This window comes from Pseudomonas sp. S2_F07 (assembly GCF_054668325.1).
This window is the reverse complement of record NZ_CP162758.1, coordinates 2,398,660-2,416,063: the sequence shown is the minus strand read 5'-3', so window position 1 is coordinate 2,416,063 and position 17,404 is coordinate 2,398,660. Positions and strand designations below refer to the sequence as shown.

General features: G+C 59.4%; 15 protein-coding genes, 4 tRNA genes, 1 pseudogene and 1 riboswitch. Of the genes and pseudogenes, 15 read left to right on the top strand and 5 right to left on the bottom strand.

Features of this window, described 5'->3' with window-relative positions; genetic code table 11:
- Positions 1 to 138: 138 nt before the first annotated feature.
- The 6 genes from aruF (at position 139) to astE (ending at position 6,618) form a co-directional block, all read left to right on the top strand.
- On the top strand, positions 139 to 1,158 hold the full coding sequence (gene aruF, locus AB4O40_RS10745) for an arginine/ornithine succinyltransferase subunit alpha (protein ID WP_046042322.1): 1,020 nt from the start codon (positions 139 to 141) through the stop codon (positions 1,156 to 1,158).
- A 79-nt stretch (positions 1,159 to 1,237) separates the two neighbouring features.
- Positions 1,238 to 2,263, top strand: coding sequence for an arginine N-succinyltransferase (gene astA, locus AB4O40_RS10740; protein ID WP_056724145.1), 1,026 nt, complete (start codon positions 1,238 to 1,240; stop codon positions 2,261 to 2,263).
- Positions 2,260 to 3,729 carry a succinylglutamate-semialdehyde dehydrogenase gene (astD, locus tag AB4O40_RS10735; protein ID WP_460058132.1) on the top strand — a complete coding sequence of 490 codons (1,470 nt, stop codon included), beginning with the start codon at positions 2,260 to 2,262 and terminating at the stop codon, positions 3,727 to 3,729. Before astA ends, astD begins: the two co-directional genes overlap by 4 nt.
- Before the next feature lie 167 nt (positions 3,730 to 3,896).
- Positions 3,897 to 5,243, top strand: coding sequence for an N-succinylarginine dihydrolase (gene astB / locus AB4O40_RS10730; protein WP_056724148.1), 1,347 nt, complete (start codon positions 3,897 to 3,899; stop codon positions 5,241 to 5,243).
- A gap of 61 nt (positions 5,244 to 5,304) precedes the next feature.
- Positions 5,305 to 5,595 (top strand): hypothetical protein, encoded by a 291-nt coding sequence (locus tag AB4O40_RS10725; RefSeq protein ID WP_046042326.1) that lies wholly within the window; start codon positions 5,305 to 5,307, stop codon positions 5,593 to 5,595.
- A 12-nt stretch (positions 5,596 to 5,607) separates the two neighbouring features.
- A complete protein-coding gene (gene astE / locus AB4O40_RS10720) occupies positions 5,608 to 6,618 on the top strand; it encodes a succinylglutamate desuccinylase (RefSeq protein ID WP_056724150.1) in 1,011 nt (336 codons plus the stop codon).
- 110 nt (positions 6,619 to 6,728) lie between these two features.
- On the opposite strand, the gene AB4O40_RS10715 is transcribed toward astE, so the two are convergent.
- Entirely contained in the window at positions 6,729 to 7,238 is a 510-nt protein-coding gene (locus AB4O40_RS10715) for a 6,7-dimethyl-8-ribityllumazine synthase (RefSeq protein ID WP_056724151.1), read from the bottom strand.
- Between the two features lie 99 nt (positions 7,239 to 7,337).
- Positions 7,338 to 7,508: riboswitch (FMN riboswitch) on the bottom strand.
- 198 nt (positions 7,509 to 7,706) lie between these two features.
- Between AB4O40_RS10715 and ltaE the strand changes: the two genes are divergently transcribed.
- From ltaE to AB4O40_RS10680, 7 genes are all read left to right on the top strand, one after another.
- On the top strand, positions 7,707 to 8,711 hold the full coding sequence (gene ltaE / locus AB4O40_RS10710; protein WP_056724153.1) for a low-specificity L-threonine aldolase: 1,005 nt from the start codon (positions 7,707 to 7,709) through the stop codon (positions 8,709 to 8,711).
- A gap of 146 nt (positions 8,712 to 8,857) precedes the next feature.
- The gene (alaS, locus tag AB4O40_RS10705; protein WP_460054631.1) at positions 8,858 to 11,479 is read left to right on the top strand and encodes an alanine--tRNA ligase; all 2,622 of its coding nucleotides are present in this window, start codon (positions 8,858 to 8,860) and stop codon (positions 11,477 to 11,479) included.
- A gap of 91 nt (positions 11,480 to 11,570) precedes the next feature.
- Positions 11,571 to 12,812 (top strand): aspartate kinase, encoded by a 1,242-nt coding sequence (locus AB4O40_RS10700; RefSeq protein WP_007971040.1) that lies wholly within the window; start codon positions 11,571 to 11,573, stop codon positions 12,810 to 12,812.
- 188 nt (positions 12,813 to 13,000) lie between these two features.
- Positions 13,001 to 13,189, top strand: coding sequence for a carbon storage regulator CsrA (gene csrA, locus AB4O40_RS10695; RefSeq protein WP_002554426.1), 189 nt, complete (start codon positions 13,001 to 13,003; stop codon positions 13,187 to 13,189).
- A 62-nt stretch (positions 13,190 to 13,251) separates the two neighbouring features.
- A tRNA-Ser gene (locus AB4O40_RS10690) sits at positions 13,252 to 13,342 on the top strand.
- Between the two features lie 107 nt (positions 13,343 to 13,449).
- Positions 13,450 to 13,526: transfer RNA gene (locus tag AB4O40_RS10685), tRNA-Arg, on the top strand.
- Between the two features lie 71 nt (positions 13,527 to 13,597).
- Positions 13,598 to 13,674 (top strand) — tRNA-Arg (locus AB4O40_RS10680).
- A gap of 26 nt (positions 13,675 to 13,700) precedes the next feature.
- Here AB4O40_RS10680 and AB4O40_RS10675 read toward each other — a convergent pair.
- Positions 13,701 to 13,887 (bottom strand): annotated as a pseudogene (locus AB4O40_RS10675) (cell envelope protein SmpA); the annotation flags it as partial.
- A 335-nt stretch (positions 13,888 to 14,222) separates the two neighbouring features.
- Here AB4O40_RS10675 and mgtE point away from each other — a divergent pair.
- Positions 14,223 to 15,665, top strand: a complete 1,443-nt coding sequence (mgtE, locus tag AB4O40_RS10670; RefSeq protein ID WP_056724156.1) for a magnesium transporter — start codon at positions 14,223 to 14,225, stop codon at positions 15,663 to 15,665.
- 103 nt (positions 15,666 to 15,768) lie between these two features.
- On the opposite strand, the gene AB4O40_RS10665 is transcribed toward mgtE, so the two are convergent.
- From AB4O40_RS10665 to AB4O40_RS10655, 3 genes are all read right to left on the bottom strand, one after another.
- Positions 15,769 to 16,095 (bottom strand): Arc family DNA-binding protein, encoded by a 327-nt coding sequence (locus AB4O40_RS10665; RefSeq protein ID WP_003178899.1) that lies wholly within the window; start codon positions 16,093 to 16,095, stop codon positions 15,769 to 15,771.
- Positions 16,096 to 16,507: 412 nt separating this feature from the next.
- Complete coding sequence (locus AB4O40_RS10660) at positions 16,508 to 16,687, bottom strand: PA3371 family protein (protein ID WP_056724158.1); 180 nt, start codon at positions 16,685 to 16,687, stop codon at positions 16,508 to 16,510.
- A 23-nt stretch (positions 16,688 to 16,710) separates the two neighbouring features.
- Positions 16,711 to 16,932: a hypothetical protein gene (locus AB4O40_RS10655; protein WP_056724160.1), complete on the bottom strand. Its 222-nt coding sequence runs from the start codon at positions 16,930 to 16,932 to the stop codon at positions 16,711 to 16,713.
- 293 nt (positions 16,933 to 17,225) lie between these two features.
- Here AB4O40_RS10655 and AB4O40_RS10650 point away from each other — a divergent pair.
- Positions 17,226 to 17,302 (top strand) — tRNA-Arg (locus AB4O40_RS10650).
- Positions 17,303 to 17,404: the final 102 nt, after the last annotated feature.

Here is a 17,404-nt window from a genome sequence, read left to right as displayed (position 1 = left end):
GCTTGCTCGCGATGAGGGCCTGACAGCCAACATCTTCGTTGCCTGACAGGACGCCATCGCGAGCAAGCTCGCTCCCACAGTGTCTCTCAGGCAGGCCAGGTTTTTTTCTCTGTAATTTTTGGATAAAGGAGTGACACCATGCTGGTGATGCGCCCCGCGCAAATGGCTGATCTGGGCGAGGTACAGCGTCTGGCTGCGGACAGTCCGATTGGTGTTACTTCCTTGCCGGATGACGTTGAACGCCTGAGCGACAAGATCGCGGCAAGCGAAGCTTCGTTCGCCGCCGAAGTGAGTTTCAACGGTGAGGAAAGCTATTTCTTCGTCCTCGAAGACTCCGCCACCGGCAAGCTGGTCGGTTGCTCGGCCATCGTGGCGTCGGCCGGTTACTCCGAGCCGTTCTACAGCTTTCGCAACGAAACCTTCGTGCACGCTTCCCGCGAGCTGAAGATTCACAACAAGATCCACGTGCTCTCGCAGTGCCATGACCTGACCGGCAACAGCTTGCTGACCAGTTTCTATGTGCAGCGCGAGCTGGTGGGTTCGCCGTGGTCGGAGCTCAACTCCCGTGGCCGCTTGCTGTTCGTGGCCAGCCATCCGGAGCGTTTTGCCGATTCCGTAGTGACCGAGATCGTCGGTTACAGCGATGAAAACGGCGACTCGCCATTCTGGGATGCCATCGGTCGCAACTTCTTCGACCTCAACTACGCCGAGGCCGAGCGTCTGTGCGGGCTGAAAAGCCGTACGTTCCTCGCCGAACTGATGCCGCATTACCCGATCTACGTGCCACTGCTGCCGGACTCCGCTCAGGAAGCCATGGGCCAGGTGCACCCGCGGGCGCAGATCACCTTCGACATCCTGATGCGCGAAGGCTTCGAGACCGATCACTACATCGACATTTTCGACGGTGGCCCGACCCTGCATGCCCGTGTCTCGGGGATCCGTTCGATCGCCCAGAGCCGTGTGGTGCCGGTGAAGATCGGCGAACCGGTCAAAGGTGTCGGTCGCCAGTATCTGGTGGCCAATGCCCAGTTGCAGGATTACCGCGCAGTGATGCTCGAGCTCGATTACGCGCCGGGCAAACCGGTGACCCTGGACCTGGAAGCGGCCGAAGCCCTGGGCGTCGGCGAGGGTGCCAGCGTGCGCCTGGTGGCGGTTTAACAGCGGCCTGGCCTGATTGCTTGTTTAGAAAGCAGCGAAGTTTCACGGGTGGCGCAAGCGGCCCGTTTGAGGAGATAGCATGATCGTTCGTCCCGTACGCAGCAGCGATTTACCCGCTCTGATCGACCTGGCCCGCAGCACCGGCACCGGCCTGACCACCTTGCCGGCCAACGAAGAGCGGCTGGCCCATCGGGTCGGCTGGGCCGAGAAGACCTTTCGCGGCGAAGCCGGGCGGGGCGATGCGGACTACCTGTTCGTGCTCGAAGATGACGACGGTCGCGTGGTGGGTATTTCCGCCATTGCCGGCGCCGTCGGCCTGCGTGAGCCCTGGTACAACTTCCGGGTCGGTCTGACGGTCAGCGCTTCGCAAGAGCTGAACATCTATCGCGAAATCCCGACGCTGTTCCTGGCCAACGACCTGACCGGCAACTCCGAGCTGTGCTCGCTGTTCCTGCACGCCGATTATCGTACCGGCCTCAACGGCCGCATGTTGTCCAAGGCGCGGATGCTGTTTATCGCCGAATTCCCGCAACTGTTCGGCAACAAGATCATTGCCGAGATGCGCGGTGTTTCCGACGAGGCCGGGCGTTCGCCGTTCTGGGAAAGCCTGGGGCGGCACTTCTTCAAGATGGAATTCAGCCAGGCTGACTACCTGACCGGTGTCGGCAACAAGGCGTTCATCGCCGAACTGATGCCGAAATTCCCGCTGTACACCTGCTTCCTGTCGCCGGACGCGCGCAACGTGATCGGTCAGGTTCATCCGGACACCGAGCCGGCGCTGGCCATGCTCAAGAGCGAAGGTTTCAGCTACCAGGGCTACGTCGATATCTTCGACGCAGGTCCTGCGATCGAGTGCGAAACCGGCAAGATCCGCGCCGTGCGTGACAGCCAGGCACTGGTGCTGGCCGTCGGCACGCCGGGTGACGATGCCACGCCATTTATCATTCACAACCGCAAGCGCGAGGACTGCCGGATCACTGCTGCGCCGGCACGTCTGGCCGCCGGTACCCTGGTGGTCGATCCGCAGACCGCCAAACGTCTTCAACTCAACGCTGGCGACCAAGTACGTGCCGTGGCGTTGTCCGCTGCTCGGGAGTCGAAATAATGAAGTCGCTTTACATTGCAGGTGAATGGCTATCCGGCCAGGGCGAAGCCTTCGAATCGCTGAACCCGGTGACCCAGCAGGTGCTGTGGTCCGGCGTTGGCGCCACCGCCGGTCAAGTCGAGTCGGCTGTGCAAGCTGCGCGTCAGGCGTTCCCGGACTGGGCGCGGCGTACCCTGCAAGAGCGTATCTCGGTGCTGGAAGCCTTTGCCGCCGCGCTGAAGAATCACGCTGACGAACTGGCTCATACCATCGGCGAAGAAACCGGCAAACCCCTGTGGGAAGCGGCGACCGAAGTCACCAGCATGGTCAACAAGATTGCCATCTCGGTGCAGAGCTACCGCGAACGTACCGGCGAGAAGAGCGGCCCGCTGGGCGACGCCACCGCAGTGCTGCGCCACAAGCCCCACGGTGTGGTGGCAGTGTTTGGTCCTTACAACTTCCCGGGTCACCTGCCGAACGGCCATATCGTGCCGGCACTGCTGGCCGGTAACAGCGTGCTGTTCAAGCCAAGCGAACTGACACCGAAAGTCGCCGAGCTGACGGTCAAGTGCTGGATCGAGGCTGGCCTGCCAGCAGGCGTATTGAACCTGCTGCAAGGCGCTCGCGAAACCGGCATCGCCCTGGCGGCGAACCCGGGTATCGACGGTCTGTTCTTCACCGGTTCCAGCCGCACCGGCAATCACCTGCACCAGCAGTTCGCCGGTCGTCCGGACAAGATCCTCGCGCTGGAAATGGGCGGTAACAACCCGCTGGTGGTCGATCAGGTCGCTGACCTCGATGCCGCGGTGTACACCATCATTCAGTCGGCGTTCATCTCCGCTGGCCAGCGTTGCACCTGTGCCCGCCGCTTGCTGGTGCCGCAAGGTGCCTGGGGTGATACGTTGCTGGCGCGCCTGGTGGCGGTCAGCTCGACCATTGAGGTCGGTGCTTTCGATCAGCAACCGGCGCCGTTCATGGGCTCGGTGGTTTCCCTCGGTGCGGCCAAAGCGTTGATGGATGCGCAAGAACATCTGCTGGCCAACGGCGCCGTGGCGCTGCTGGAAATGACTCAGCCTCAGGCTCAATCGGCCTTGCTGACCCCGGGCATCCTGGACGTGAGCGCCGTTGCCGATCGTCCTGACGAAGAGCTGTTCGGCCCGTTGTTGCAGGTGATCCGCTACGCTGATTTTGCAGCGGCGATCGCTGAAGCCAACGACACCGCCTACGGTCTGGCCGCCGGCCTGCTGTCGGATTCCGAAGCGCGTTACCAGCAATTCTGGCTGGAAAGCCGTGCCGGTATCGTCAACTGGAACAAGCAACTGACCGGCGCCGCGAGCAGCGCGCCATTCGGCGGCGTCGGCGCCTCGGGCAACCACCGCGCCAGCGCCTACTACGCGGCTGATTACTGCGCGTACCCGGTGGCCTCGCTGGAAACGCCGAGCCTGGTGATGCCGTCGGCCCTTACGCCTGGCGTGAAAATGGCGTAACGCCCATTCGCGGGCAAGCCCGCTCCCACAAGGACTGCGTCGAACACAAAATTTGTGAACACTGCTGAACCTGTGGGAGCGGGCTTGCCCGCGAAGGCCGCGACTCGGTCGCACTGAACAGTTAGTTACTGAAGCCTATAACAACAGATTCTCGTGGAGCCTCGCTGATGAAATCCTATGAAGTCAATTTTGACGGTCTAGTGGGGCCGACCCATAACTACGGCGGCCTGTCCTACGGCAACGTCGCGTCCCAGAGCAACAGCCAGCAGTCTTCCAACCCCAAGGAAGCGGCGCTGCAAGGCCTGGCAAAGATGAAAGCGCTGATGGAAATGGGTTTCCAGCAAGGCGTACTGGCACCGCAAGAGCGCCCGGATGTGGCCGCACTGCGTCGCCTGGGCTTTGGCGGCACCGACGCTCAAGTGATCGAGCGCGCCGCCAAAGACGCGATGCCGCTGCTGGTGGCCAGTTGCTCGGCCTCGAGCATGTGGGTGGCCAACGCCGCCACGGTCAGCCCGAGCGCCGACACCGCTGATGGTCGCGTGCATTTCACCGCCGCCAACCTCAACTGCAAATACCACCGCAGCATCGAACACCCGACCACCAGCCGCGTGCTGGGGGCGATGTTCGCTGACCAGCAACACTTCGCCCACCACGCCGCCTTGCCGGCCGTGGCGCAGTTCGGTGACGAAGGTGCGGCCAACCACACCCGTTTCTGCCGTGAATACGGCGAAGCCGGTGTCGAATTCTTCGTGTTCGGTCGCAGCGCGTTCGATACTCGCTACCCGGCACCGCAGAAGTACCCGGCGCGCCAGACCCTCGAAGCGTCCCAGGCCGTTGCCCGTTTGCACGGCTTGAGCGATGACGGCGTGGTCTACGCCCAGCAGAACCCGTCGGTGATCGATCAGGGCGTGTTCCACAACGACGTGATTGCGGTCGGTAATGGCGAAGTGCTGTTCTATCACGAGGACGCGTTCCTCGAGACCGAGAAGATGCTCGCTGAATTGCAGAGCAAACTCGCCAAGGTCGGTGGGAAATTTCAGTCCGTCTGCGTACCGCGCTCCGCAGTAAGCGTGGAAGACGCCGTTCGTTCCTACCTGTTCAATAGCCAACTGCTGTCGCGTCCTGACGGCTCCATGCTGTTGATCGTGCCGGAAGAATGCCGTGGCAACGAGCGTGTCTGGCAGTACCTGCAGGGTTTGACCGGCTCAGGCGGCCTGATCCGCGAAGTGAAGGTCTTCGATCTCAAGCAGAGCATGCAGAACGGCGGTGGCCCGGCTTGCCTGCGGTTGCGTGTCGCACTCAACGAAACCGAACTGGCGGCCGTCAACCCAGGGGTTATCATGACGGCACCGTTGTACGGCACACTGACCGAATGGGTCGAGAAGCACTACCGCGACCGCATGACCGAAAACGATCTGGCGGACCCGCAATTGCTGCTTGAGTGCCGGACGGCACTGGATGAACTGACGCAAATCCTTAAACTGGGCGCGGTTTATCCATTCCAGATCAATTGATCGACGGCGCGCCGCCTTCTATGGCAGCGCGCTGCTTCATCTCAAACGAGAGCGTAAAGATATGAGCGATACCCTGCAGCTGATCCTTGAAGACACCGACGGCACGCAACTGGAGACTTCCTGCACCCGCGTCGCGGTCCTGTGGCAAGGCAAAGAGCTGTGGATCCAGCAGGACGGCCGTGGCCAGTTGCTGATCGGCGTAGACGTCGAAGAAGGCGACGCCGAATACGCAAACCTGCTGTTGCGCCCATTGGCGACTAATCTGGTAAGTCTGCAACTGGAGATGGAACCGGCTGAACTCGGCGACGACGAGGATCACGTTCACGGCCCGGATTGCAACCACGACCACTAAGGAAACCGCTCTATGCTCGCCCTCGGCAAACTGCTTGAACTGACCCTCGCCGGCCGCGAACCGGCGGAGAAGACTCAACTGACTGTCGAAGGCGTGCGCATGCGCTGGTTGAGCGAAGGTGCGCTGGAAGTCCGGCCACCTGAAGCCCGTGACAATGGCCTGGACCTGCTGCTGTCGGCGGGGATCCACGGCAACGAAACAGCGCCGATCGAATTGCTCGATCGCCTGTTGCACGACATTGCCCGCGGCGACTTGAAGCCGCGCGCACGTATTCTGTTCCTGTTCGGCAACCCGGAAGCGATTCGCAAAGGCGAGCGTTTCGTCGAGCAGGACGTCAATCGGCTGTTCAACGGCCGTCATGAACAAAGCAGCGGTTGCGAAGCCCTGCGCGCCTGTGAACTGGAGCGTTTGGCAGCGAGCTTCTTCAGCCTGCCGGACCGTCAGCGCCTGCACTACGACCTGCACACGGCGATTCGTGGCTCGAAAATCGAGCAGTTCGCCCTGTATCCGTGGAAAGAAGACCGCCAGCATTCCCGTCAGGAGCTGGCGCGCCTGCGTGCTGCCGGCATGGAAGCGGTGCTGTTGCAGAACAAACCGTCCATCGTGTTCAGCTCCTACACCTACGACAAACTGGGGGCCGAGGCCTTCACCCTGGAGTTGGGCAAGGCGCGGCCGTTCGGTCAGAACGACGGGGTCAACGTCTCGCTGCTGGAGAAGCGCCTCAAGCAGATCATTGAGGGCACTGAACCGGAACTGACTGAGGACGCGCTGGACGGTTTGCAGCTGTACAGCGTGGCACGGGAAATCATCAAGCACAGCGACAGCTTCCGCCTGAACCTGCCGGCGGACATCGAGAACTTTTCGGAGCTTGAAGTGGGTTACCTGCTGGCGGAAGACATCGCCAACACCCGCTGGATCATCGAGGAAGAGGGCGCCCGGATCATCTTCCCGAACCCCAGGGTGAAGAATGGTTTGCGTGCCGGCATCCTGGTTGTGCCAACCACCGACGCAAACCTGGCCTGACACAACCCCTGTAGGAGCTGCCGAAGGCTGCGATCTTTTGATCTTGTTCTTTTCAGATCAAAAGATCGCAGCCTCGTTGCACTCGTCAGCTCCTACAGGGTTTTGCGGTGTTAGACCGCTACCGCACGCGGCTCACTGCGACGTAGCGTGCGGATCTTCATCAGCGTATCCGCACAGGTCTTCGCCGCTTCCTGGCCTTTATGCTGGAAATGTTCGAAGAAGAACTTCTGGTGCTCTTCACCGGCATGGAAGTGGTGCGGGGTCAGGGACACCGAGAACACCGGCACTTCGGTTTCCAGTTGCACCTGCATCAGGCCGCTGACCACCGACTGGGCGACGAACTCGTGGCGGTAGATGCCGCCGTCCACCACCAGGGCTGCGGCGACGATGCCGGCATAACGACCGGTCTTGGCCAGCAACTTGGCGTGCAAGGGCATTTCAAAGGCGCCGCCGACTTCGAAGAAATCGATGTCGGATTCCTGATAACCCTGGGCAATCATTTCGGCGACGAAGCCTTTACGGCTCTGATCGACAATATCCTTGTGCCAGCAGGCCTGGATGAACGCTACGCGCTCGCCATGATGGTGTTTGCTTTTGCTGTCGATTGCGGTGGGTTGCATGTTCTGACTCCTGTTTGTGTGAAAAACAGGGCGTTATGAATCGAAGGGGATCTGAGGGTGCGCTCGCACGAATGCCGGCGGACGGCCCTTTGTTGTCAATCCCGTTCTCTCTTCATCCGGACTATGACCGTCGGCCCCGGGATCACACCGGGTCTGCTGACCTTGTCGCCAACCACCGCCGAAGCAGCGTCGTCGCCAAGCGCTCGCGGGCTATGCGCTTTGCACGCAATTACCGCCGGTGGGGAGTTGCACCCCGCCCTGAGAACGTTTTTGCCGCCCAAATTGTTTGGCTGCGCAGCGTTTTTATCACATATTTGCGGTGTGCGCATGGCCCCTTTTGGATGATTGCTATCGAGTATTTCGCTTTATTAGTGAGCATTATCCCAGCCCAAGGGTTGATTAATCGTCGCCATGCCCGCAGTAATTCCTGACTGAAAGGGATTTCCCCTGCTTACCGAGGCCAGATTCATGAGCGTTATCGATCTTCGCAGCGACACCGTTACTCAACCTTGCGCCGGCATGCTCGACGCGATGGCCAAAGCCGCCACCGGCGATGACGTGTATGGCGAAGATCCGACGGTCAATCACCTGGAAGCCGAACTGGCCCAGCGCCTGGGTTTTGCCGCGGCACTGTTCGTGCCGACCGGCACCATGAGCAACCTGTTGGGGTTGATGGCCCATTGCGAGCGCGGTGACGAGTACATCGTCGGCCAGCAGGCCCACACTTATAAGTACGAAGGGGGTGGAGCGGCGGTGCTGGGGTCGATCCAGCCACAGCCGCTGGAAGTACAGGCCGATGGTTCGCTGGACCTGGCGCATGTTGCCGCCGCGATCAAGCCGGACGACTTCCATTTCGCCCGTACCCGTCTGCTGGCGCTGGAAAACACCATGCAAGGCAAGGTCCTGCCGCTGGAATACCTGGCCCGGGCGCGCAGTTTCACACGCGAACATGGCCTGCAACAGCACCTGGACGGCGCACGTCTGTACAACGCGGCAGTGAAACTGGGTGTGGATGCCCGGGAAATCACCCGGTATTTCGACTCCGTCTCGGTGTGCCTGTCCAAAGGCCTGGGCGCACCTGTCGGTTCGGTGCTGTGCGGCTCGGCCGAGCTGATCGGCAAGGCCCGGCGCCTGCGCAAGATGGTCGGTGGCGGCATGCGTCAGGCCGGGATTCTCGCGGCGGCGGGGCTGTATGCGCTGGATAACAATGTAGCGCGCCTGGCCGATGACCATGCCAACGCGCAGTTGCTGGCCGAGGGCCTGCGCGGGGCCGGGTTCGAGGTCGAGCCGGTGCAGACCAACATGGTTTACGTGCAGATGGGCGACCAGGCCGAGGCGATCAAGGCCTTTGCCGCCGAGCGGGGGATCAAGCTCAGTGCCGCCGCTCGTCTGCGCATGGTCACGCACATGGACGTCAGCCGTGCGCAAATCGAGCAGGTCGTCGCGACATTCGTCGACTTTTCGCGCAAGTGATAGCGTTAGCACTCCAATTGACCGTTTCTATCGTATAAACACGCTGTACCCCGCGCGCAGGGCCGATATAATGCGGCCCTTTGCCGTCGCTTCGTCTGTTGACGTTTCGAACAGGCCTTTGGCCGCAGCCTCCGTGGAAGAACCTAATGAAAAGCGCAGAAATCCGTGAAGCCTTCCTTCGCTTCTTCGAAGAGCAAGGCCACACCCGTGTAGCCTCCAGCTCTTTGATTCCGGGCAACGACCCAACCCTGCTGTTCACCAACGCGGGGATGAACCAGTTCAAGGACTGCTTCCTGGGCCAGGAAAAGCGCGCGTACACCCGCGCCGTCAGCAGCCAGAAATGCGTGCGCGCCGGCGGCAAGCACAACGACCTGGAAAACGTCGGTTATACCGCTCGTCACCACACCTTCTTCGAAATGCTGGGTAACTTCAGCTTCGGTGATTACTTCAAACGTGACGCGATCACCTACGCCTGGAACTTCCTGACGTCCGACAAGTGGCTGAACCTGCCGAAGGAAAAGCTCTGGGTCACTGTCTACGCCAGCGATGACGAGGCGTACGACATCTGGACCAAGGAAATCGGGGTTCCAGCCGAGCGCATGGTGCGCATCGGCGACAACAAGGGCGCGCCGTACGCCTCCGACAACTTCTGGACCATGGGCGATACCGGCCCGTGCGGTCCTTGCACCGAGATTTTCTACGATCACGGCGCCGACATCTGGGGTGGCCCACCGGGCTCGCCGGAAGAAGACGGCGACCGTTACATCGAAATCTGGAACAACGTGTTCATGCAGTTCAACCGCACCGCCGATGGCGTGTTGCACCCGTTGCCAGCGCCGTCGGTCGACACCGGCATGGGCCTGGAGCGGATCAGTGCCGTGCTGCAGCACGTTCACTCGAACTATGAAATCGACCTGTTCCAGAGCCTGCTGAGCGCGTCGGCCAAGGCCATCGGTTGCACCAACGATGCCCAGGCTTCGCTGAAAGTCGTGGCTGACCACATCCGTTCCTGCGGCTTCCTGATCGCCGACGGCGTGCTGCCGTCCAACGAAGGCCGCGGCTACGTGCTGCGCCGGATCATCCGTCGCGCCTGCCGTCACGGTAACAAGCTGGGCGCCAAGGGCAGCTTCTTCTATCAGATCGTTGCGGCCCTGGTCGCCGAGATGGGCGAAGCGTTCCCTGAGCTGAAATCCCAGCAGGCGCACATCGAACGCGTGCTGAAGGCCGAAGAAGAGCAATTCGCCAAGACCCTGGAGCAGGGCCTGAAGATTCTCGAGCAGGATCTGGCTGAACTGAAAGGCGAAGTGGTGCCGGGCGACGTGGTGTTCAAACTCTACGACACCTACGGTTTCCCGATGGACCTGACCGGCGACATCGCTCGCGAACGCAGCCTGACCATCGACGAAGAAGGTTTCGAGCGTGAGATGGAGGCCCAGCGCGTCCGTGCCCGTTCCGCCAGTTCCTTCGGCATGGACTACAACAGCCTGGTCAAGGTTGACGTGGCCACCGAGTTCACCGGTTACATCGCTCATAGCGGTTCCGCCAAAATCGTTGCGCTGTATAAAGATGGCCAGTCGGTCGACGTATTGAGCGAAGGCGATGAGGGCGTGATCGTTCTCGACAAGACGCCGTTCTACGCCGAGTCCGGTGGCCAGGTCGGTGATTGCGGTTACCTGCAGGCGGGCAGCGCGCGTTTCGACGTGCGCGACACCACCAAGACCGGCGGTGCATTCCTGCACCACGGTATCCTGGATTCGGGTAGCCTGATCGTCGGTACGCCGGTCGAGACCCACGTTGATGCCGAGGTGCGTCACGCCACGTCGTTGAACCACTCCGCGACTCACTTGCTGCACGCTGCATTGCGCCAGGTGCTGGGCGATCACGTCCAGCAGAAGGGCTCGCTGGTCGACAGTCAGCGCCTGCGTTTTGACTTCAGTCACTTCGAAGCCATCAAGCCTGAGCAACTCAAAGCGCTGGAAGACATCGTCAACGCCGAGATTCGCAAGAACTCCGAAGTTGAAACCGAAGAAACCGACATCGAAACCGCCAAGCAGAAAGGCGCCATGGCGCTGTTCGGCGAGAAATACGGCGACAACGTGCGCGTGCTGAGCATGGGCGATTTCTCCGTTGAGCTGTGCGGCGGTATCCACGCCAACCGTACCGGCGACATCGGCCTGCTGAAAATCATCAGCGAAGGCGGTGTGGCATCGGGTGTGCGTCGTATCGAAGCCGTCACCGGTGCGCAAGCGCTGGCTTACTTGAATGCGGCGGAAGAACAACTCAAGGAAGCGGCCAGCCTGGTCAAGGGCAGCCGCGACAACCTGATCGACAAGCTGTCGGCTGTGCTGGAGCGCAACCGTCTGCTGGAGAAGCAACTCGAGCAGTTGCAAGCCAAGGCTGCCAGTGCCGCGGGCGACGATCTGTCGGCCCAGGCGCTGGACATCAAGGGCGTGAAAGTGCTGGCCGTGCGTCTGGACGGTCAGGATGGCAAGGCGCTGTTGGCGCTGGTCGATCAACTGAAAAACAAACTCGGCCGCGCAGTGATCCTGCTCGGCAGTGTCCATGAGGAAAAGGTCGTTCTGGTTGCAGGCGTAACCAAAGACCTGACTGGCCAACTCAAAGCCGGTGATTTGATGAAGCAAGCCGCTGCGGCAGTGGGCGGGAAGGGTGGTGGTCGTCCAGACATGGCGCAAGGCGGCGGTACCGACGCTGGCGCACTGGATGCGGCACTGGCCCTGACCGTTCCGTTTGTAGAGCAGGGTCTATAAGGCAGTACTTGCGGCCCACAGTCTAGTGGTGGGCCGCGACGCTGTTTGAGTGATTATTTGGGCGCCCTTCATGGGCAGAGGCGGCTTTGAAATGGCTTTGATCGTACAGAAATTTGGAGGCACCTCGGTCGGCACTGTCGAGAGAATCGAGCAGGTCGCCGACAAGGTTAAGAAATTCCGCGATGCCGGCGATGACCTGGTGGTTGTGCTGTCTGCAATGAGCGGCGAAACCAACCGTCTGATCGATCTGGCCAAGCAAATCAGTGGCGACGGCCAACCGGTTCCGCGCGAGCTGGACGTGATCGTTTCCACCGGTGAGCAGGTGACGATTGCCCTGTTGGCCATGGCGCTGATCAAGCGCGGCGTGCCGGCGGTGTCGTACACCGGCAACCAGGTGCGGATCCTGACGGATAGCGCGCACAATAAAGCGCGTATCTTGCAGATTGATGACCAGAAGATTCGCGGTGACCTGAAGGCGGGTCGTGTGGTGGTTGTCGCCGGTTTCCAGGGCGTCGACGAGCACGGCAACATCACCACCCTGGGTCGTGGCGGTTCCGACACCACCGGCGTGGCGCTGGCGGCAGCCCTGAAGGCTGACGAATGCCAGATCTACACCGACGTCGACGGTGTCTACACCACCGACCCGCGTGTGGTGTCCGTGGCTCAGCGCCTGGACAAGATCACCTTCGAGGAGATGCTGGAAATGGCCAGCCTCGGCTCCAAGGTGTTGCAGATCCGCGCGGTCGAGTTCGCCGGCAAGTACAACGTTCCGCTGCGCGTACTGCACAGCTTCAAGGAGGGTCCGGGCACCCTCATTACTATTGATGAAGAGGAAACCATGGAACAGCCGATCATTTCCGGTATCGCTTTCAACCGCGATGAAGCCAAGCTGACCATCCGTGGCGTGCCAGACATCCCGGGCGTTGCCTTCAAGATTCTCGGCCCGATCAGTGCCGCGAACATCGAAGTCGACATGATCGTGCAGAACGTTGCGCACGATAACACCACCGACTTCACCTTCACCGTGCACCGCAACGACTACCAGGCGGCGCAAGCCGTGCTGGAAAAGACCGCTGGCGAGCTGGGTGCCCGTGAAGTCGTGGGCGACACCAAGATCGCCAAGGTGTCGATCGTCGGCGTTGGCATGCGCTCTCACGCAGGCGTGGCCAGTCGCATGTTCGAATCCCTGGCCAAGGAAAGCATCAACATCCAGATGATCTCGACTTCGGAAATCAAAGTCTCCGTAGTGATCGAAGAGAAGTATCTGGAACTGGCTGTGCGCGCTCTGCACACGGCTTTCGAACTGGACGCACCGGCCCGCCAGGGCGAGTGATGCGTTTGCCAAAAGGCGCGGTCTGACCGCGCCTTTTGTTTTTTTGAATGGCGTGACCCCCGAGGCTGTTCTTTTGCTCGCGCTAGTCAATACTCAGGCATGTAGGGCTGCGATCGCTCCGGTTGTGGGTCGAGTGCCTTTTTTTTGCAGACTGTTGTCCCTGAAATGTAATGCGTGAGGAGAAAGGTATGCTGATTCTGACTCGTCGGTGCGCAGAAAGCCTGATTATCGGTGATGGCGAAATCACCGTGACCGTGCTCGGCGTCAAAGGAAATCAAGTGCGCATCGGTGTTAATGCCCCCAAAGAGGTGGCTGTTCACCGGGAAGAAATTTACCTGCGTATCAAGAAAGAGAAGGACGAAGAACCAAGCCATTAATTTTTATCGTTTTTTATGTTTGCAAACGGGGAAGAAGCTGGTTAATATACGCCCCGTGTTGCGGAGAGCTGGCCGAGTGGCCGAAGGCGCTCCCCTGCTAAGGGAGTACACCTCAAAAGGGTGTCGGGGGTTCGAATCCCCCGTTCTCCGCCATTATTTGCGTAGTACGTTGTAATCTGGCTTCTTCGGTAAGTTGTTGAAATTACTAGAAAAAGTGTTTGACATAGAGATTAGACGGCCTATAATGCGCGGCAACAAATGCACTCGTAGCTCAGCTGGATAGAGTACTCGGCTACGAACCGAGCGGTCACAGGTTCGAATCCTGTCGAGTGCACCATTTAAGAGTTAGTTGCAGCAATGCAGGTAACTTGGCTTCAACCAGTTGTGATCTGGTATAAAAACACAAATGCACTCGTAGCTCAGCTGGATAGAGTACTCGGCTACGAACCGAGCGGTCACAGGTTCGAATCCTGTCGAGTGCACCATACAAACAAAAAGCCCGCATTTTATGCGGGCTTTTTGCCGTCCGGGATTTGGCTTTTCCTTTCGTGCATCCCCTCTCGTCGAACTCCACCTGTGCTGCGATCTCGCTGGTTGTCGTAGCGATAGCTGGTGGGCGAATTGCGAATGCTGATCCTGTCCGGCTTGCCGAGGGCGCTTTCGACGTCTTGCTGGCTCATGCCGGTGATTGATGATTGCCTCTACACGCTCCCCGGCGTCCTCCGTGACGTTCCTTTTCAAGGGTAGCGACTACAATTTCGAAAAGGAGGTGTGTTTTCTTTTCTGGAAGCGTCGTCGCATTTTCCAGGATCAGGACGATGCTCAAGTTTGTTGTGCAAGCGCTTGTTTCAGCCGAGATTTTTTAACGTTTAAAACCGTCAGGCGGTGTATCATTGCGCCCGTCAGCCCCGCCGGGGCTTGTGGAATACCTCCATGGACTTACCCAGTAGTTACTCAGTACCCCGTTTCACCAATCATGAATTGACTGATTGATCCTTCCGGCGTGCCCCGCTGCTGGGAGTGGAGTTCGCCTATGTCCGATGTTGAAGTAAAGAAAACGCAGGAAAGCTTGCAGGATCGCCTGGCTCAGGTGGTCGAGTTGCTGCAGCGCCAGCGAGTTGTAGAAGACCTGACTCACCGCCAGGAAGGCCCGCATCATGACCGGGTCGAGAACCTGGTCCACCGGCAGAACCTCGTCGAGTTGCAACGCAAGCTCGATGACCTGCACTCCGCCGACGTCGCCTACATCCTTGAAGCCTTGCCGCTGGACGATCGTCTGACGCTCTGGCAATTGGTCAAGGCCGATCGCGACGGCGACATCCTCCTTGAAGTATCCGATTCGGTCCGTGAATCGCTGATCGCCGACATGGACGATCACGAGCTCCTGGCAGCCGCCAAGGACATGGATGCCGACGAACTCGCTGACCTGGCCTCCGAGCTGCCGCGAGACGTCGTCCATGAGCTCATGGAGACCCTCGACCAGCAACAACGCGAGCGTGTGCGTTCGGCTCTGTCCTACGACGAGGAGCAGGTCGGTGCGCTGATGGACTTCGAGATGGTGACCATCCGCGAGGATGTCAGCCTTGAAGTGGTCTTGCGTTATCTGCGCCGTCTCAAGGAGTTGCCGGGTCACACCGACAAACTGTTCGTGGTCGATTACGACGGCGTCCTCAAGGGGGTGTTGCCGATCAAGCGTTTGCTGGTCAACGATCCGGACAAACAGGTTTCCGAGGTGATGGCCAGCGATCCGGTGAGTTTCCACCCGGACGAAGACGCCTACGATGCCGCCCAGGCGTTCGAGCGTTACGACTTGATCTCCGCCCCCGTGGTCGACAAGAACGGCAAGCTGATCGGCCGTCTGACCATCGATGAAATGGTCGACCTGATCCGTGAAGAGAGCGAAAGCGAAGTTCTCAACATGGCGGGTTTGCGTGAAGAAGAAGACATTTTTGCGTCGGTCTGGAAATCCCTGCGTAACCGTTGGGCCTGGCTGGCGATCAACCTGATTACCGCGTTCGTGGCTTCTCGGGTCATCGGTTTGTTTGAAGGTTCGATCGAGAAACTCGTGGCGCTTGCGGCATTGATGCCGATCGTGGCGGGAATTGGCGGCAACTCGGGTAACCAGACCATCACCATGATTGTTCGGGCCATGGCGCTGGACCAGGTGAGCACCGGCAACACCTCGCGTCTGATGCGCAAGGAATTGGCGGTCGCGCTGATCAACGGCGTGATCTGGGGTGGAGTGATCGGTGTGGTTGCCTACCTGTTGTATGGCAGTTGGTCATTGGGTGTGGTGATGACCGCGGCGATGACGCTCAATCTGTTGCTCGCGGCGTTGATGGGGGTCTTGATTCCGATGACCCTGGCGAAAATGGGGCGCGACCCGGCGATGGGGGCCAGTGTGATGATCACGGCCGTGACCGACAGCGGTGGCTTCTTCATCTTCCTGGGGTTGGCGACAATCTTCCTGCTTTGAAGTCCGTTTCTCTAAAAAACCCGCCGTCTGGCGGGTTTTTTTGTGCCCGGATTTCAGGCAAAAAAAAGCCAGCGATCAGGCTGGCTTGGGCTTTCTGGCTGAATCAGGACGCGTCGGCGGCCATTTCAGCGTCATGGGCGATCAGCGAAACCAAGGCGTTCTGCTGTCGATGGGAGAGTTGGCGGAAGCGCTGCAGCAACTCACGTTCGTGCAAGGAAAGCTCCGGGCTGTCCAGGCGCATGCTCAACTCTTCTCCCAGTGCGCCTTCCTGAATAAGACTCTGCTCAAGGCGCGCAATGATTTCGGAGTTCATGCTGCGATGATGATTGCGAGCCACCTCGGCAATGCGTTCACGCATTCCGTCTGGCAGACGTACGACGAACTTGTCAGCCGTACGGCTGGAATAAATTGCCTGTTTCAATGGGCGCATATATTTAACCGGTTAGTTCAGGGGAGCGGTTTCGGGATTGGCCGCAGGATGTCTGGTAGGACAAGCGCTCTGACCAAATGTTCAACCTGAATTGATAGAGGCGCGCATCATGCCTCAAACCAGCCAGATCCTTGGCGTCAATTCTGTGACAAATATTGAACTGGATAAAGGCGTTCTGCCAGCACCAATTATCAGAAATGCGGACTGGTTTGAAAACTTCGACCAGGCCGTATCACTTCGTGCTTTCTCTACCCGACGAAAGGATTCCGGCGGGCAGGAAAAAGTGAACTCGATCCCTGTTCCTTGTCTTTACAGGATAGTGGCAAATTGCCGATTTACTAGGGGGAGTGGCATGGAGGGGGTGAATTCAGGATGGATGGCAGGCCCTGGCAGCGGGGCTGCCATGTCGGGATCAGCGCAGTACCGGATCAAACTTGATCTTGCGTCCGGCGATCAATGCGAGCACGAACAGCGCGCTGAATACGCCACAGGCGATCAGGGGGAGGGTGACGACCATGTCCTGGGTCAATGACAGATGAAAAATGCCGCTCGACAAGGCGAGGATGAAGAAACTCGCGGCTGATCTGGACATGCTGTACTCCTGGTGAGGGTCATTCAAAATACCAAACGTTCGGCAGGCGGAGCCGGCACCAGGATGTTTTCCTGGCTGACAAAGCCGTTCTGGTCGCTTGTCACAGCCAGCTGTGGCGCCTTCTGCAACTGAAGGTAATGCGGCATGCGTTGGGCAACCTGCGTAGTGCTGCTCTCGGGAACAAAATGAACTCCCGCTAAAGCCGCCAGTGCGATGGCATACGAGAGTGAAAGGGCGCTCTTCATGGGGGGCGGGTCTCGGTTGTTCTGTGAGAACAAAGGAAGCAGCTCGCATGCCAGAGTTTATCGGCAATTAAATTCTTTAAAAACAATGAATTAAGTTATTTTTGGTAAAGCGCCCATATTGCATTTTGCAATGATGGCTTTTTGCAGTGATGCAATTTGCACGGTAAACAAGTCCGCGCCCGACCGAGGCGTCTGCCTACACTTAAAAAGCCTACGGACGACATGACAAAAGCCAGCCCGGCCGTTAACATGCACGCCGTCCATCGCACCGCGTATCGTCGCGGTCAACCTGTGTCTCAGTAGCTCAATTGGATAGAGCATCCCCCTCCTAAGGGGAAGGTTGGCAGTTCGAACCTGCCCTGGGACACCATATTTTTCAGCTCCCCTCCTGTTCCAACGCTTCCTTTTCACGACGTGCAGATAACGTTCGAAATCTCAGGTCCCCGGGATCTATCGACGCCATCAACCCTGC

Bases quoted from the DNA above. Each gene is read 5' to 3' on its own strand.
- aruF (WP_046042322.1), top strand. From the start codon at position 139: ATGCTGGTGATGCGCCCCGCGCAAATGGCTGATCTGGGCGAGGTACAG.
- astA (WP_056724145.1), top strand. From the start codon at position 1,238: ATGATCGTTCGTCCCGTACGCAGCAGCGATTTACCCGCTCTGATCGAC.
- astB (WP_056724148.1), top strand. From the start codon at position 3,897: ATGAAATCCTATGAAGTCAATTTTGACGGTCTAGTGGGGCCGACCCAT.
- AB4O40_RS10725 (WP_046042326.1), top strand. From the start codon at position 5,305: ATGAGCGATACCCTGCAGCTGATCCTTGAAGACACCGACGGCACGCAA.
- astE (WP_056724150.1), top strand. From the start codon at position 5,608: ATGCTCGCCCTCGGCAAACTGCTTGAACTGACCCTCGCCGGCCGCGAA.
- AB4O40_RS10715 (WP_056724151.1), bottom strand. From the start codon at position 7,238: ATGCAACCCACCGCAATCGACAGCAAAAGCAAACACCATCATGGCGAG.
- ltaE (WP_056724153.1), top strand. From the start codon at position 7,707: ATGAGCGTTATCGATCTTCGCAGCGACACCGTTACTCAACCTTGCGCC.
- alaS (WP_460054631.1), top strand. From the start codon at position 8,858: ATGAAAAGCGCAGAAATCCGTGAAGCCTTCCTTCGCTTCTTCGAAGAG.
- AB4O40_RS10700 (WP_007971040.1), top strand. From the start codon at position 11,571: ATGGCTTTGATCGTACAGAAATTTGGAGGCACCTCGGTCGGCACTGTC.
- csrA (WP_002554426.1), top strand. From the start codon at position 13,001: ATGCTGATTCTGACTCGTCGGTGCGCAGAAAGCCTGATTATCGGTGAT.
- mgtE (WP_056724156.1), top strand. From the start codon at position 14,223: ATGTCCGATGTTGAAGTAAAGAAAACGCAGGAAAGCTTGCAGGATCGC.
- AB4O40_RS10665 (WP_003178899.1), bottom strand. From the start codon at position 16,095: ATGCGCCCATTGAAACAGGCAATTTATTCCAGCCGTACGGCTGACAAG.
- AB4O40_RS10660 (WP_056724158.1), bottom strand. From the start codon at position 16,687: ATGTCCAGATCAGCCGCGAGTTTCTTCATCCTCGCCTTGTCGAGCGGC.
- AB4O40_RS10655 (WP_056724160.1), bottom strand. From the start codon at position 16,932: ATGAAGAGCGCCCTTTCACTCTCGTATGCCATCGCACTGGCGGCTTTA.